This is a genomic window from Rhizobium azibense (genome assembly GCF_004342325.1).
In the GTDB taxonomy this organism is placed as follows: domain Bacteria; phylum Pseudomonadota; class Alphaproteobacteria; order Rhizobiales; family Rhizobiaceae; genus Rhizobium; species Rhizobium etli_B.
In genome coordinates, this window is the sequence record NZ_SMBJ01000008.1 from 37,756 (window position 1) to 50,989 (window position 13,234).

The following is a 13,234-nucleotide window of genomic DNA, read 5'->3' on the forward strand; positions in this document are numbered from 1 at the left end:
ACCGGCAGTTTCTTAACAAACCATAAAGAAATGCGGCGGCGTCTGCCCAACTTGTGGCCTTTCAGCAACAGGACGCCGGTAAGGCTGATGCAAATACCACAAAGGAGTAAGTTGGTGATTGCGTGACAGGCGCGGTCTTGTATTTTCAACCTCGGAAGCGAGGGCGGTTGATCGTCCGACTTCTTGAAACATGGGGATGGGGCAGGGAACGCTGCTCAAGGCGAAAAATCCCAGACCCGATCGAAACTTTGAATTGGAGGTCACTATGAACATCAAGAGCCTTCTTCTCGGCTCCGCTGCTGCTCTCGCAGTAGTTTCCGGTGCTCAGGCCGCTGACGCTATCGTCGCTGCTGAGCCGGAACCGGTTGAATACGTTCGCGTCTGCGACGCTTACGGCACCGGCTACTTCTACATCCCGGGCACGGAAACCTGCCTGAAGATCGAAGGCTACATCCGCTTCCAGGTTGATTGGTCTGCTGGTGACATCGCTGACAACGGCGGCGGTGAAGACTGGTCGGCCCGTACCCGCGGTCAGGTTGCCTTCACGGCGAAGAGCGACACTGAATACGGTCCGCTCACCGGCGTTATCGTTTACCAGGCGAACTTCCGCCCGAACGGTGTTGCCAACAGCCAGGACGATCAGAACGACACGGTAATCGACGAAGCCTACATCGATATCGCAGGCTTCCGCGTTGGTAAGTTCGTCAACTGGTGGGATAACGACTTCTCCGGTGAAACGGAAGTCATCAACAACAACACCAACTTCAACGCGATCCGTTACCAGTACGACTCTGGCGACTTCTACGCCGGTATCGCTGTTGAAGAGCTGACCCGTACCGGTCTGGGTAACGACAACGGTGGCAACAACGTCGGTATCGACGCTGCTGTCGGCGGCAAGTTCGGCGCCATCAGCTGGGAACTTCTCGCTGGCTACGACCTCGACCGCGCCGACGGTGCTGTCCGCGGCATCATCTACGCAGACATCGGCCCGGGCACCTTCGGTCTCGCCGGCGTATATGCCAGCGGCCCGAGCGACTACTACGACAACGGCGAATGGGCGATCGCTGCTCAGTACGCTGTCAAGGCAACTGACAAGTTCACCATCACCCCGGCTGTTCAGTACACCGACAACATCGACATCGACGCCGATGAAGATTTCGACGGTGGCAGCGAATGGCGCGCTGGCGTTACGCTCGACTATGAAATCGTCGAGAACCTGACGACGAAGGTGACCGTTAACTACATCAGCCAGGACCACGACAACGGCGATGAAGACGAAGACGGCGTAACGGGCTTCTTCCGCCTGCAGCGTTCGTTCTAATCTAGTCTGATCTGACTTCGGTCAAATCGTGAAGCCCGGCTTTCGAGCCGGGCTTTTGCTTTGCAGGTGTCTGCTTCCGGCGGTACCGGGACGGACCTTTAGAGGTCGCGGAAAAAGCGACGGAGTACCTGCGCCACATCCTGGAGATGCAGCAGTGGCGCATGTCCTTGACGTTTTGCCGTGAACTGCCGTGCTGCCGGGTGCCGCCGCAGCATCTCTTCGACCGTTGCCTTTGACAGCAGTTTTGAATTCTCGCCGCGGATGACGAGCAGCGGTATGTCCGCCATTGCGTCGAACTGCTTCCAAAGATCCGGCAGCAGCGTGCTGAAATCGGCAGCGATCACTGCCTCGGCGATGGCCGGATCGATATCCGCGACCAATCCATCATCAGTCTTGCGATAGATCGCATGGGCCATGGCGCGCCAATCGTCGACGGAAAGAGCAGGAAATTCCGCCTCGTGCAGTTCGCGAAGCAATCCGGCCGCATCGTCCCAGTCACGCGGCTTTCGCGGATTCGCGAGATAGGCTTGAATATGGCGAAGCCCCTCCGGTTCGAGCACCGGGCCGACATCGTTGAGCACGACGGATGCCAGCAGTTCCGGCTTCATTTCGGCGATGAGATGCAGGAGAAGCCCGCCACGTGAGGTTCCGATGAAGGCGGCTTGCGTGATGTTGAAGGCGGCGCAGGCGGTCAGAACGTCGTTTGCTTCCACGCCGAGATTGTAATTCTGCTTGCTGTGGTCCCACGCCGAGCGGCCTCGTCCCCGATAGTCGATCGCAATCACGCGTCTGGGGCGCTCCCGGTCCTTCGAAAGGATCAGCGCAAGCTGATGAAAATCGCGGGAATTGCGTGTCAGGCCGGGCAGGCAGATCACCGGCGCGGCGCCGGATGCGGAGGGATTTCCGGCCCCATAATCACGGGCGTAGAGCTTGAGCCCGTCGACCGACTGGTATGTCTTGTCCTCGAAGCCTTCAGTGGTGTTCAAAAACATTGCGATTTCCCAGTTGCGGTCAGGAAATCTAGCCTGCTTCAGCGTCAAAGCAAATCGCTCAGGATGACGATCGCCCGCCGATCAGGTCGCGCTCGATATCCGGCGCCTGCCCGAGCCTTGCCTTGTAGACCTCGTAATTCTCCATCACGCGCTGGACATAGTTGCGTGTTTCCGGAAAGGGGATGCGCTCGATCCAGTCGACGATTTCATTGATGGATTTGCCGCGCGGGTCGCCGTAGCGGCTGATCCATTCGGGCACGCGCTTCGGCCCGGCATTGTAAGCGATAAAGGTCAAGATGTAGGAGCCGCCGAAGGCGTTGATCTGTTCGCCGAGATAATGCGCGCCGAGCGTGGCATTGTAGCCGGCGTCGCCTGTCAGCTTGTCGGCCGAATAGGTGATGTTGTGGCGCTTGGCGACTGCCTTGGCGGTCCCGGGCAAGAGTTGCAGTAGGCCACGGGCGTTTGCGGACGAGACGGCGGCGGGGTTGAAAGCGCTTTCCTGCCTTGCGATGGCATAGGCGAGCGCTTTGCCCGAGCCGGAGATATTCGCGTTCGAGGGAATGACGCCGACAGGAAAGGCCAGCGCCGCGACGTCCATCCCGCGCCCATAGGCGATCTTGCCGACCTGCAGCGACAGGTGATGGTTGCCGGAGCCTTCCGCCTGCGCCGCCAGGATGGCAAGTTCGCCGGCGCTTTGAAGCTGCTCGGCGAGCGCCAGGTAAAGACTTGCCGCACGCCAGCCATGACCCGCAGCCTCAAGGCGCGAAATCGCCTGAACGGCTTCGCGTGACTGCAGGCTCTGCCGGTCTTTGCTTGTGGGCGACGGATAGGAGACATTGAGTGTCTTTCGCCCCAGCCGCTCTGCTGCGAGCTGACCGTAGAAAGTACTCGGGAAGTTTGCTGCTTTTGCGTAGAATTCGCCGGACTTGCCCGCCCCACCGGCTTCTGCGGCACGGCCCAGCCAATACCAGGCCCGCGAAACGGAAATCGGACCGTTCGAAACCTGAAGAATCTTGCGGAAATGCGCTTCGGCCGTCGCCGGATCCTGCAGCCCGCGCAACGCATACCAGCCGGCATGGAATTCGGCTTCGACAATATCTGCCGGGTTCGTCGCGACGTGATTTTCGACCACGCGGTAGGCGGCCTTGAATTGGCCCTGGTCGACAAGACCGCGGCTGACGATGCGCTGCTCGTTCCACCATTCGCCGGAATTCACCAGTTCATCGCGCGCTGAAGGTACTTGCGCCAGAAGCTTGGCGGCTTCGGCATATTTGTCCTGCTTGCGCAAATATTCGATGCGGGCAAAAAGATAGCCCGGATCATTCGACCATTTGCCATCGACTGCATTCAGGAGTGCCCCGGCATTGGCCGCCTTGCTCGCAACAGCCGACCACGCCTTGTAGAGGGACTGCGCCTGGCCCATCTCACCAAAGCGCTTGGCCTGCGCCGTCCGGCCCCGATACATCAGATATTCCATGCGCGCCTTGTGGTCGGCGGCGCCGAGAAGTGCTGAGAACTCCGAGAGCACCTTGTCTTCGGTCTCCGTGTCGAGTGCTTCGCTGCGCCAGATCTTGCGGATATGTTTTGCCGCCTGTGTCTGTCTGCCGGCAGAGACCAGCGCTCGAGAAAGGATCATTGCGCCGGGGGTCGTTTCCGGTGCGGTGTCGCCGAAAGCCGCGAGAATCGCAGCCGGGTCCGGATTTTCGTCGTAGAGCGCCCGCTCGGAATAAGCGCGCAGCTTGGAAAGTCCCGGCCAGCCTTTGAGTTCCTGAGCCGCGCCTGCAATTTCATAGGAAGGCACGCCCTTGATGCCGGAAACGGCGATCGCCCATGTCAGGACATGCCGGTCGAGCGTGCCATTGCCCATGCCGTTGCGGATCGAGATGGCCTGCTGTGGATTCTTGCTGGAAAGCGCGTCTAGCCCAGCCTTCAGGTTTGCGCTCACGGGCGCGACCGTCGTGCTGCGCGGGATGGCGCCGGTCATGATCGACTCAGGTGCCGAGGTTTGCGGCACAAAGCCGATTGGCTTCAGCTCCGCTACCGGAGTGCGCCCGTCAGGCAGCGGCGAGGCGGCGCTGCTCCACGCGGCGGCCGCAAGACCGAAGGTGGAGAAGATCAACACAGCTCTTTTCATCCGGTATACTCGCCAGGAAAATATGCCTCGAGTTTCGCCACAGGCCTCTTAATGAAACCTTACCGAAACCAGTAAAATTCGTTCACATTTGATGTCGGAATTTGCCCTAAACCGATCCATGCGCGCTTGTCGCGGCGATTTCGCCGCTTTATGGTGCGCAACCTATATTCAAGGAATGCGGCTGAAGCGTGGATATCGGCCGTGAGGAGTTGCGCATGTTCAAGGGATCCATTCCCGCCCTCGTCACCCCCTTCACTGATGCCGGACTGGTTGATGAAGCGTCCTTCGCTTCCCATGTGGACTGGCAGATCACGGAAGGCAGCAGTGGTCTCGTCCCTGTCGGCACGACGGGCGAGTCACCGACGCTGTCGCATGGCGAGCACAAACGTGTCGTGGAAATCTGCATCGAAGCGGCGGCCGGGCGGGTACCGGTCATGGCAGGCGCCGGCTCGAACAATACGCGCGAGGCGATCGAGCTTGCCCAGCATGCCGAAAAGGCGGGCGCAGATGCCGTGCTCGTCGTAACGCCCTATTACAACAAGCCGACCCAGAAGGGTCTGATCGCGCATTTTTCGGCCATCGCCGAGGCCGTCAGGATACCGATCTACATCTACAACATTCCCGGCCGCTCGGTGATCGACATGACGCCGGAAACGATGGGCGCGCTTGCCAAGGCGCATTCCAACATCGTCGGCGTCAAGGATGCAACCGGCAAGATCGAGCGCGTTTCCGAACAGCGTATCACCTGCGGCAAGGATTTCCGCCAGCTCTCGGGCGAGGACGCAACGGCACTCGGCTTCAACGCCCATGGAGGCGTTGGCTGCATTTCGGTAACGGCCAATGTCGCGCCGCGTCTCTGTGCCGAATTCCAGGCGGCAACGCTTGCCGGTGACTACAACAAGGCGCTCGAATATCAGGACCGCCTGATGCCGCTGCACAAGGCAATCTTCCTGGAGCCCGGCCTCTGCGGCGCGAAATACGGCCTTTCCAGGCTCGAACGCATGAGGCGCAACGTGCGCTCGCCGCTGCTCTCCACACTGGAGCCGGCGACAGAAGCGGCAATCGATGCCGCGATGCGTCATGCCGGGCTGCTGAACTGAGCGGAGCTGGAAGTCGGGGCTGCGTCCGCCTTCACAAGTTTCGGCTGTTCTCCTACATATGGGCGTAATGAGGGCGCGTGGTTTTGCGCGCCCGCAAGGATTGGATTGAGTCATGGCCCCCAAAGGCAGCCAGCGTATCGTGAAGAAGGTCGTGGCCGAAAACCGCAAGGCCCGCTTCAACTACGAAATCATCGATACATATGAGGCCGGGCTCGTTCTGATGGGCACCGAAGTCAAGTCCTTGCGCGAGGGCAAGGCCAATATCGCTGAATCCTATGCTTCGGATGAAGGCGGCGAGATTTGGCTCATTAATTCCTACCTGCCGGAATATCTGCAGGCCAACCGCTTCAACCACGAGCCGCGCCGCCGCCGCAAGCTGCTCTTGTCGAGCCGCGAGATCAACAGACTGCGTGCCGGCATCAATCGCGAAGGCATGACGCTGATCCCGTTGAAAATCTATTTCAACGACCGCGGCCGGGCGAAGATGGAACTGGCGCTGGCCAAGGGCAAGAAGCTGCACGACAAGCGCGAGTCTGAGAAGGAGCGCGATTGGAACAGGCAGAAGAGCCGCCTGCTGAAGGACAATGGTTAAGCGATGCGAAGGCTGAAGATTTCCGTAGCGTCGCAAGTCTTCGTGGCGAAGCTGGAGGTGGAAAAGGCTCCGAGAACCTGCGCGGCGTTCACGTCGCTGCTGCCCTTTCGAAATCAGACCATCCATTCGCGATGGAGCGGAGAGGCGATCTGGGTACCACTCGGCGATCATCAGTTCGGAGTGGATTTCGAAAATCACACCTGCCATCCGTCGCGCGGCGATATCCTGCTTTATCCGGGCGGGTACAGCGAGACAGAACTGCTCTTTGCCTATGGCAGCTCCTCATTTGCGAGCAAGATGGGCGCTCTTGCCGGCAATCATTTCCTGACGGTCGTCGAAGGCCGCGAACAGCTCGATGACATGGGCAAACTGGTACTGTGGAAAGGCGCCCAGCCGATACTGTTTGAGGCTTTGGATTGAGAATTACTCCTCGAAGTCGCTCGCCGGGGCGATCTCGACGGGCTTCTGCGGGCGTTCGGACGGGTCGCGGCCGATCTCGCTTTTCAGCGACAGCAGATCGATGAAGTGATCCGCTTGGCGGCGCAGGTCGTCGGCGATCATCGGCGGCTGCGTCGCCATCGTGGAGATGATCGACACCTTACGGCCCTTGCGCTGAAGGGCTTCCACCAGGGTGGTAAAATCTCCGTCGCCGGAAAAGATGACGAGGTGGTCGACGGTTTCGGATTGCTCCATGGCGTCGATCGCCAGTTCGATGTCCATGTTGCCCTTGATCTTCCGGCGGCCCATGGAGTCGGTGAATTCCTTGGCAGGCTTGGTGACGACCTTGTATCCGTTGTAGTCGAGCCAGTCGATCAGCGGACGGATGGAGGAATATTCCTGATCCTCGATCAGCGCGGTGTAATAGTAAGCGCGCAGCAAGTATCCGCGTTTCTGAAACGCTTTCAATAGTTTGCGATAATCGATATCAAAGCCGAGACTCTTGGATGCAGCGTAGAGGTTGGCGCCGTCTATGAAGAGTGCAATCTTTTCGCGTGGGTCGAACATCGCTTGCCAATCCAATTAGAGTAATCCAAATCTTCTTCGGTCAAAATTCCATAAAAACAATGGCTTAACTAGCGAAGAAAGAATAATTCTTAATTTATGAATTATTCATATAAAGGAGATTTAGGGCACGATTCGGCATATTCCAAGCAACTAACGGTGGAATTGTCACATTCGCTCGAAAATTTTAGCAGGTCGGCCCATAAACGGCGGGGCCGCGCACGAAAAACTTGAATTCGCCTGCTTTTAATTGTATCGGGCGTTCTAATCCCGAAATCACGACCGTAAAGGACAGGCAATGGCCCGTGTCACAGTTGAAGATTGCATCGACAAAGTTGAGAACCGCTTCGAGCTGGTTCTGCTTGCCAGCCACCGCGCCCGGCTGATTTCCCAGGGTGCCTCGATCACCATCGATCGCGACAACGACAAGAACCCCGTCGTGGCGCTGCGCGAAATCGCCGATGAAACGCTGTCTCCCGACGATCTGAAGGAAGACCTCATCCACTCGCTGCAGAAGCATGTCGAAGTCGACGAGCCCGAACCGGATCCGGCAAGCCTCATTGCCGCTGGTGGCGTTGCGGCTGCGGAAGGCGAGGAGCAGGACGATCAGCCCGAGACGATCACTTTCGACCAGATGTCGGAAGAAGAGCTTTTGGCGGGTATCGAAGGTCTCGTGCCTCCGGAAAAGAGCGACGACTACTGATACGTCGCGAGACGATTACCAATCGTCAATCTTGCGCCTTTATTGCTAAGGCATATTATTACCAGTGCGTGCGCCAATCGGTGATTGGCGCGCTTTTGTTTTTATTGGAGTAGTCCCGGGATGATGCGGCAGTACGAGCTCGTGGAGCGGGTGCAAAAATACAAGCCCGACGCCAATGAAGCTCTGCTGAACAAAGCCTATGTCTATGCCATGCAGAAGCACGGACAGCAGAAGCGTGCCAGCGGTGATCCCTATATCTCCCATCCGCTCGAAGTCGCCGCGATTCTGACAGACATGCATCTCGACGAGTCGACGATTGCCGTTGCTCTGCTGCATGATACGATCGAGGATACGACGGCGACACGCGCCGAGATCGACGAGCTCTTCGGCGAGGATATCGGTCGGCTGGTCGAGGGCCTGACGAAGATCAAAAAGCTCGATCTCGTCACCAAGAAGGCCAAGCAGGCGGAGAACCTGCGCAAGCTGCTGCTTGCGATCTCCGACGATGTGCGCGTGCTGCTCGTCAAGCTGGCCGACCGCCTGCACAATATGCGAACGCTCGACCACATGTCGGCGGACAAGCGTGCCCGCATCTCCGAGGAGACGATGGAAATCTATGCGCCGCTTGCGGGGCGCATGGGTATGCAGGACATGCGCGATGAGCTGGAGGAGCTTTCCTTTCGCCACATCAACCCGGAGGCTTACGAAACCGTCACGAAGCGTCTGCAGGAGCTCTCGCAGCGTAACGAAGGCTTGGTCAAGAAGATCGAAACGGAACTTCGCGATCTCCTGGTGGCCAACGGCTTGACGACAGCCAAGGTCAAGGGGCGCCAGAAGAAGCCGTATTCGGTTTTCCGCAAGATGCAGTCGAAGTCGCTTTCCTTCGAGCAGCTTTCGGATGTCTATGGCTTTCGCATCCTCGTCGAGGACGTTCCGGCCTGCTATCGCGCGCTCGGCATCGTTCATATGCGCTGGCGCGTCGTGCCTGGCCGCTTCAAGGACTACATCTCAACGCCAAAGCAGAACGACTACCGCTCGCTGCACACGACGATCGTCGGCCCCTCCAGCCAGCGCATCGAGCTGCAGATCCGCACCAAGCGCATGCATGAGATCGCCGAGTACGGCATTGCCGCGCATGCCCTTTACAAGGACGGCGCGACCAATACCGAGGGCGATATTCTCTCGCGCGAATCCAATGCCTATTCATGGCTGCGCCATACGATTGAGGCGCTGGCCGAAGGCGATAGCCCCGAGGAATTCCTCGAACACACCAAGCTTGAGCTGTTCCAGGACCAGGTCTTCTGCTTCACGCCGAAGGGCAAGCTGATCGCCTTGCCGCGTGGCGCAACCCCGATCGATTTTGCTTACGCCGTTCACACCAATATCGGCGACACGACGGTTGGTGCCAAGATCAACGGCCGCATAATGCCGCTGGTAACAAGACTTGCAAACGGCGACGAGGTCGAGATCATCCGCTCAGGCGTACAGGTTCCGCCAGCTGCGTGGGAGGAGATCGTCGTCACCGGCAAGGCGCGTGCCGCAATCCGCCGCGCAACGCGCCTGGCGATCCGCAAGCAATATGCAGGCCTCGGCCATCGCATTCTGGAGCGCACCTTCGAGCGGGCGGGGAAGATATTCTCCCGGGACGCGATGAAGCCGGCGCTGCACCGCCTGGGCCAGAAGGACGTCGAAGACGCAATTGCCGCCGTCGGCCGGGGCGAGATGTCCTCGCTTGATGTTTTGCGCGCTGTCTATCCTGACCATCAGGATGAGCGCGTCACCGTCAAGCCGAGCGGCGATGACGGCTGGTTCAACGTCCGCAGCGCCTCGGGGATGATCTTTAAGGTCCCAGACAAGAACAAGGCGGAGACGGACGCCGATATGGGACCGATCCGCGGCATTTCCGGCAACATCGCCGTGCAGTTCGCGCCCGCAGGCGCCGTGCCCGGCGATCGCATCGTAGGCATCATGGAGAAGGGGAAGGGCATCACCATCTACCCGATCCAGTCGTCGGCGCTGCAACGTTTCGATGATCAGCCCGATCGCTGGATCGATGTGCGCTGGGACCTGGACGAGGCCAACAAGTCGCGCTTCATGGCGCGCGTGCTCATCAATGCATTGAACGAGCCGGGCACGCTGGCCAAGGTTGCGCAATCGGTTGCAGGCCTTGACGTAAATATCCGTTCCTTGAACACGGTTCGCGTCGCCGCCGACTTCACCGAAATGGCGGTCGATGTCGAAGTATGGGATCTCCGCCAGCTCAACCAGCTGCTTGCGCAACTGAAGGATCTGGATTGTATCGCGACGGTGCGGCGCCTTTACGACTGAGGCGTCTGCACATTTTATAACCTCTTTGTTGCGGAATACGCGTGCCGAAAAGGCAAGGCATGCGCAGCTTGCATGGCTGTGCCTATATTAGAGCGTTGGTAATTGTGCACTGCAGCACCTATCTTCTGGTCGTCAGAGAATGAACAAAAGAAAGAGCCAACGCTATGTTTAGTCCGATCAAGAAAATCGCCCGCGCCCTTCGCGTCCCGAGCCTACAGGAACGTGAAATGGCATACCTCAACGGTTCGTATGACCGTATCGATCTTGAATATCGTCAGCGTCAGGTTGACCGTGGCCTGTTCCGTGGCCGTTGATTGCGGCTCGATACTTCCAAGGATGTGAAAGGGCGCCAAGCATGAGGTGCGCCCTTCGGTGACGAACTTTGACGGCGGCTTTGGCGCGCGCGCCCCGAGAGTCTTTACTGCTCTTGTCATGGCAAGATGCGCTGTCCTAAATAGCCGCCATGCTGTTTCGCCGTAGAAAACCTGCAGGATTTCGTGAAAGGACGCGGGAGTTGTTCTGGCCCCGCAAGGGTTTTCTGCGTCCGCTGCGCTATCTGAAGATGCGCATCCTGCGCCTGACGGCTTCACCGCATGCCGTGGCAATGGGTGTTGCAGCGGGCGTTTTCGTATCCTGGACGCCGTTCATCGGCGTGCATTTCATCATGGCTTTCGTGCTTGCCTATTTCCTCTCCGGAAACATGGTTGCGGCAGCGCTCGGCACGGCGGCCTTCGGCAATCCCCTCACATATCCGTTCATCTGGGCGGCCACCTGGGAGATCGGTCATCTGCTGCTCAGGCGCCAAAATGCAATGGCCGGGCAGTCCGTCGATCTGATGGAGCTTTTTCACAAGCTCCGTTTCAACGAGCTCTGGAAACCGGTGCTCGAGCCAATGCTGGTCGGTGCCATTCCTCCGGCCGCCATTACCTCCGTTGTGCTTTATATCCTGACGTTCTACACCGTGAAGGGCTTTCAAGTCCGCCGCCGCGAGAGGCTGATGGAGCGGGCGCGCCTTCACCTTGCCCATCCCGCGCGGGATACTCCGACGGTATGATTTCGTTTCGACAGAGAGGCATCGCATGATCATCGGCATTGGCAGCGACCTGATCGACATCCGCCGTGTCGAAAAGTCGCTCGAGCGCTTCGGCGAGCGCTTCACCCACCGTTGCTTCACCGAGATCGAGCGGGCGCGCTCCGACCGCCGCGCCAACCGCGCCGAATCCTATGCCAAGCGTTTCGCCGCCAAGGAAGCCTGTTCGAAGGCGCTCGGCACGGGCATGGCGCAGGGCGTTTTTTGGAAGGATCTGGGTGTCGTCAACCTGCCGAGCGGCAAGCCGACGATGCAATTGACGGGGGGCGCCGCTGTCGTGCTTCAGTCCATGCTGCCTGCCGGACACAAGGCGATGGTACATTTGACGATCACCGATGATTACCCGCTTGCCCAGGCGTTCGTGATCATTGAAGCGCTGCCGGAAAGCCTGTGAGGAGCGGCGTGTCGTCGCTTTTCATGTTCGCGGCATTGCCGCCACCGGCCGAAGCCGCTAGAGAGAAGCAAACAGAGATTGCGCCGCTGCGGCGCCTTTAAGGAACAAGACTGCGTGTCCGAAAAAGCCGATACTAAGCCGAACGCCCTTTGGGAAAATATTAAAGTCATTATTCAGGCATTGTTGCTGGCGATGGTGATCCGGACGGTCTTCTTCCAGCCGTTCACGATTCCATCCGGCTCGATGATGCCGACCCTGCTCGTGGGCGACTACATCTTCGTCAACAAGTTCGCTTACGGCTATTCGAAATATTCGCTGCCTTTTTCGCCAGATCTCTTCAGCGGCCGCATCTTCGGCTCCGAGCCGAATCGCGGCGATATCGTCGTCTTCCGCTTCCCGCCGAACCCGGATATCGACTACATCAAGCGCGTCGTCGGCCTGCCGGGCGACCATGTCCAGGTCACGGATGGCGTGCTCCATATCAATGGCAAGCCGGTTCCGAAGGTGGCGGACGGCGCCTTCACCTCCGATTACAAGCTCGATCCGGGCGAAGACGTGCCGGTATTCCGCGAAACGCTCGACAATGGCAAGACCTACGACACGCTCGACCAGTCGCCCGTCTCGCGCGGCGACAACACCCAGGATTTCGTCGTGCCGGAGGGCCATTACTTCATGATGGGCGATAACCGCGACAATTCTCTCGACAGCCGTTTTGACGTCGGCTTCGTTCCGGCGGAAAACCTCGTCGGCCGCGCCAGCGTCATCTTCTTCTCGCTCGGCAACGACACGTCGTTCCGCGAAATCTGGAAATGGCCGACCAACATGCGGTGGGACCGCCTCTTCAAGGTTGTTGAATGAGCAAAGTGCAGACGCTTTCGGCGGCGGACCGGACGAGGCTTGAAGCCTTGATCGGCCACGAGTTCGCCGGCAAGGAGCGCCTGGACCGGGCTTTGACGCATGCGAGCGCCCGCACGCAGAAAGGCGCCAACTACGAACGTCTGGAGTTCCTGGGCGACCGTGTGCTGGGCCTGTGCATCGCCGAACTTCTGTTTCGCACTTTCGGGACGGCCGGGGAGGGCGAGCTGTCGGTGCGCCTGAACCAGTTGGTCAGCGCCGAAACCTGCGCGGAAGTGGCCGACGAACTGGGCCTGCACCTGTTTGTCCGTACAGGCGCTGACGTCAAGAAGCTCACCGGCAAGCGCATGATGAACGTGCGCGCCGATGTCGTTGAAAGCCTGATCGCGGCACTCTATCTCGACGGCGGTCTTGAAGTCGCCCGCCGCTTCATCCTGAATTACTGGGAAAAGCGGGCGACCCGCGCCGACGGCGCAAAGCGCGACGCCAAGACCGAACTGCAGGAATGGGCGCACGCGAAATTCGGCGTCACGCCGCAATATCGGGTTGAAGAACGCACCGGGCCGGATCATGATCCGCGCTTCACGGTGACGGTTGAAGTCGTCGGCGTGAAGCCGGAAACGGGCGTTGAGCGCTCGAAACGTGCGGCCGAACAGATCGCCGCAGCAAAGATGCTGGAACGCGAAGGCATTTGGCAGAAAACCTCTGCCGGAAATTGACGGG

The 13,234-nt window shown here is 59.1% G+C and carries 14 protein-coding genes; 11 read left to right on the forward strand and 3 right to left on the reverse strand.

Annotated elements, in window-relative coordinates; genetic code table 11:
* Positions 1 to 265 precede the first annotated feature (265 nt).
* Positions 266 to 1,321 carry a porin gene (locus EV130_RS20135; RefSeq protein WP_132552095.1) on the forward strand — a complete coding sequence of 352 codons (1,056 nt, stop codon included), beginning with the start codon at positions 266 to 268 and terminating at the stop codon, positions 1,319 to 1,321.
* Positions 1,322 to 1,419: 98 nt separating this feature from the next.
* On the opposite strand, the gene EV130_RS20140 is transcribed toward EV130_RS20135, so the two are convergent.
* Together EV130_RS20140 and EV130_RS20145 are read right to left on the reverse strand one after the other, a co-directional pair.
* On the reverse strand, positions 1,420 to 2,313 hold the full coding sequence (locus tag EV130_RS20140) for an alpha/beta fold hydrolase (RefSeq protein ID WP_132552096.1): 894 nt from the start codon (positions 2,311 to 2,313) through the stop codon (positions 1,420 to 1,422).
* Between the two features lie 58 nt (positions 2,314 to 2,371).
* A complete protein-coding gene (locus EV130_RS20145; RefSeq protein ID WP_132661150.1) occupies positions 2,372 to 4,447 on the reverse strand; it encodes a lytic transglycosylase domain-containing protein in 2,076 nt (691 codons plus the stop codon).
* Between the two features lie 215 nt (positions 4,448 to 4,662).
* Here EV130_RS20145 and dapA point away from each other — a divergent pair, with 215 nt between their 5' ends.
* From dapA to EV130_RS20160, 3 genes are all read left to right on the forward strand, one after another.
* Positions 4,663 to 5,547 carry a 4-hydroxy-tetrahydrodipicolinate synthase gene (dapA, locus tag EV130_RS20150; protein ID WP_132552098.1) on the forward strand — a complete coding sequence of 295 codons (885 nt, stop codon included), beginning with the start codon at positions 4,663 to 4,665 and terminating at the stop codon, positions 5,545 to 5,547.
* Between the two features lie 112 nt (positions 5,548 to 5,659).
* The gene (gene smpB, locus EV130_RS20155; protein WP_022714633.1) at positions 5,660 to 6,139 is read left to right on the forward strand and encodes an SsrA-binding protein SmpB; all 480 of its coding nucleotides are present in this window, start codon (positions 5,660 to 5,662) and stop codon (positions 6,137 to 6,139) included.
* A gap of 3 nt (positions 6,140 to 6,142) precedes the next feature.
* The gene (locus EV130_RS20160; RefSeq protein ID WP_074060687.1) at positions 6,143 to 6,559 is read left to right on the forward strand and encodes a DUF3830 family protein; all 417 of its coding nucleotides are present in this window, start codon (positions 6,143 to 6,145) and stop codon (positions 6,557 to 6,559) included.
* 3 nt (positions 6,560 to 6,562) lie between these two features.
* On the opposite strand, the gene EV130_RS20165 is transcribed toward EV130_RS20160, so the two are convergent.
* A complete protein-coding gene (locus tag EV130_RS20165; protein WP_022714635.1) occupies positions 6,563 to 7,144 on the reverse strand; it encodes a LabA-like NYN domain-containing protein in 582 nt (193 codons plus the stop codon).
* A gap of 295 nt (positions 7,145 to 7,439) precedes the next feature.
* Here EV130_RS20165 and rpoZ point away from each other — a divergent pair, with 295 nt between their 5' ends.
* From rpoZ to rnc, 7 genes are all read left to right on the forward strand, one after another.
* A complete protein-coding gene (rpoZ, locus tag EV130_RS20170; protein ID WP_022714636.1) occupies positions 7,440 to 7,844 on the forward strand; it encodes a DNA-directed RNA polymerase subunit omega in 405 nt (134 codons plus the stop codon).
* Positions 7,845 to 7,964: 120 nt separating this feature from the next.
* Positions 7,965 to 10,172 carry a RelA/SpoT family protein gene (locus EV130_RS20175; RefSeq protein WP_074060688.1) on the forward strand — a complete coding sequence of 736 codons (2,208 nt, stop codon included), beginning with the start codon at positions 7,965 to 7,967 and terminating at the stop codon, positions 10,170 to 10,172.
* A 164-nt stretch (positions 10,173 to 10,336) separates the two neighbouring features.
* Positions 10,337 to 10,486, forward strand: a complete 150-nt coding sequence (locus EV130_RS20180; RefSeq protein ID WP_074060689.1) for a DUF3563 family protein — start codon at positions 10,337 to 10,339, stop codon at positions 10,484 to 10,486.
* A gap of 149 nt (positions 10,487 to 10,635) precedes the next feature.
* Positions 10,636 to 11,226 (forward strand): DUF2062 domain-containing protein, encoded by a 591-nt coding sequence (locus EV130_RS20185; protein ID WP_074060690.1) that lies wholly within the window; start codon positions 10,636 to 10,638, stop codon positions 11,224 to 11,226.
* A 25-nt stretch (positions 11,227 to 11,251) separates the two neighbouring features.
* Entirely contained in the window at positions 11,252 to 11,656 is a 405-nt protein-coding gene (gene acpS, locus EV130_RS20190; RefSeq protein WP_074060691.1) for a holo-ACP synthase, read from the forward strand.
* Between the two features lie 114 nt (positions 11,657 to 11,770).
* Positions 11,771 to 12,514, forward strand: coding sequence for a signal peptidase I (gene lepB / locus EV130_RS20195; protein WP_074060692.1), 744 nt, complete (start codon positions 11,771 to 11,773; stop codon positions 12,512 to 12,514).
* On the forward strand, positions 12,511 to 13,230 hold the full coding sequence (gene rnc / locus EV130_RS20200) for a ribonuclease III (RefSeq protein WP_074060693.1): 720 nt from the start codon (positions 12,511 to 12,513) through the stop codon (positions 13,228 to 13,230). Before lepB ends, rnc begins: the two co-directional genes overlap by 4 nt.
* Positions 13,231 to 13,234 lie beyond the last annotated feature (4 nt).

What these genes read in the sequence shown, in the direction of transcription:
- EV130_RS20175 (WP_074060688.1), top strand. Translation starts at nt 7,965, where the DNA reads ATGATGCGGCAGTACGAGCTCGTGGAGCGGGTGCAAAAATACAAGCCC.
- rnc (WP_074060693.1), top strand. Translation starts at nt 12,511, where the DNA reads ATGAGCAAAGTGCAGACGCTTTCGGCGGCGGACCGGACGAGGCTTGAA.
- dapA (WP_132552098.1), top strand. Translation starts at nt 4,663, where the DNA reads ATGTTCAAGGGATCCATTCCCGCCCTCGTCACCCCCTTCACTGATGCC.
- EV130_RS20135 (WP_132552095.1), top strand. Translation starts at nt 266, where the DNA reads ATGAACATCAAGAGCCTTCTTCTCGGCTCCGCTGCTGCTCTCGCAGTA.
- EV130_RS20145 (WP_132661150.1), bottom strand. Translation starts at nt 4,447, where the DNA reads ATGAAAAGAGCTGTGTTGATCTTCTCCACCTTCGGTCTTGCGGCCGCC.
- EV130_RS20185 (WP_074060690.1), top strand. Translation starts at nt 10,636, where the DNA reads ATGCTGTTTCGCCGTAGAAAACCTGCAGGATTTCGTGAAAGGACGCGG.
- acpS (WP_074060691.1), top strand. Translation starts at nt 11,252, where the DNA reads ATGATCATCGGCATTGGCAGCGACCTGATCGACATCCGCCGTGTCGAA.
- EV130_RS20165 (WP_022714635.1), bottom strand. Translation starts at nt 7,144, where the DNA reads ATGTTCGACCCACGCGAAAAGATTGCACTCTTCATAGACGGCGCCAAC.
- EV130_RS20160 (WP_074060687.1), top strand. Translation starts at nt 6,143, where the DNA reads ATGCGAAGGCTGAAGATTTCCGTAGCGTCGCAAGTCTTCGTGGCGAAG.
- EV130_RS20180 (WP_074060689.1), top strand. Translation starts at nt 10,337, where the DNA reads ATGTTTAGTCCGATCAAGAAAATCGCCCGCGCCCTTCGCGTCCCGAGC.
- smpB (WP_022714633.1), top strand. Translation starts at nt 5,660, where the DNA reads ATGGCCCCCAAAGGCAGCCAGCGTATCGTGAAGAAGGTCGTGGCCGAA.
- rpoZ (WP_022714636.1), top strand. Translation starts at nt 7,440, where the DNA reads ATGGCCCGTGTCACAGTTGAAGATTGCATCGACAAAGTTGAGAACCGC.
- EV130_RS20140 (WP_132552096.1), bottom strand. Translation starts at nt 2,313, where the DNA reads ATGTTTTTGAACACCACTGAAGGCTTCGAGGACAAGACATACCAGTCG.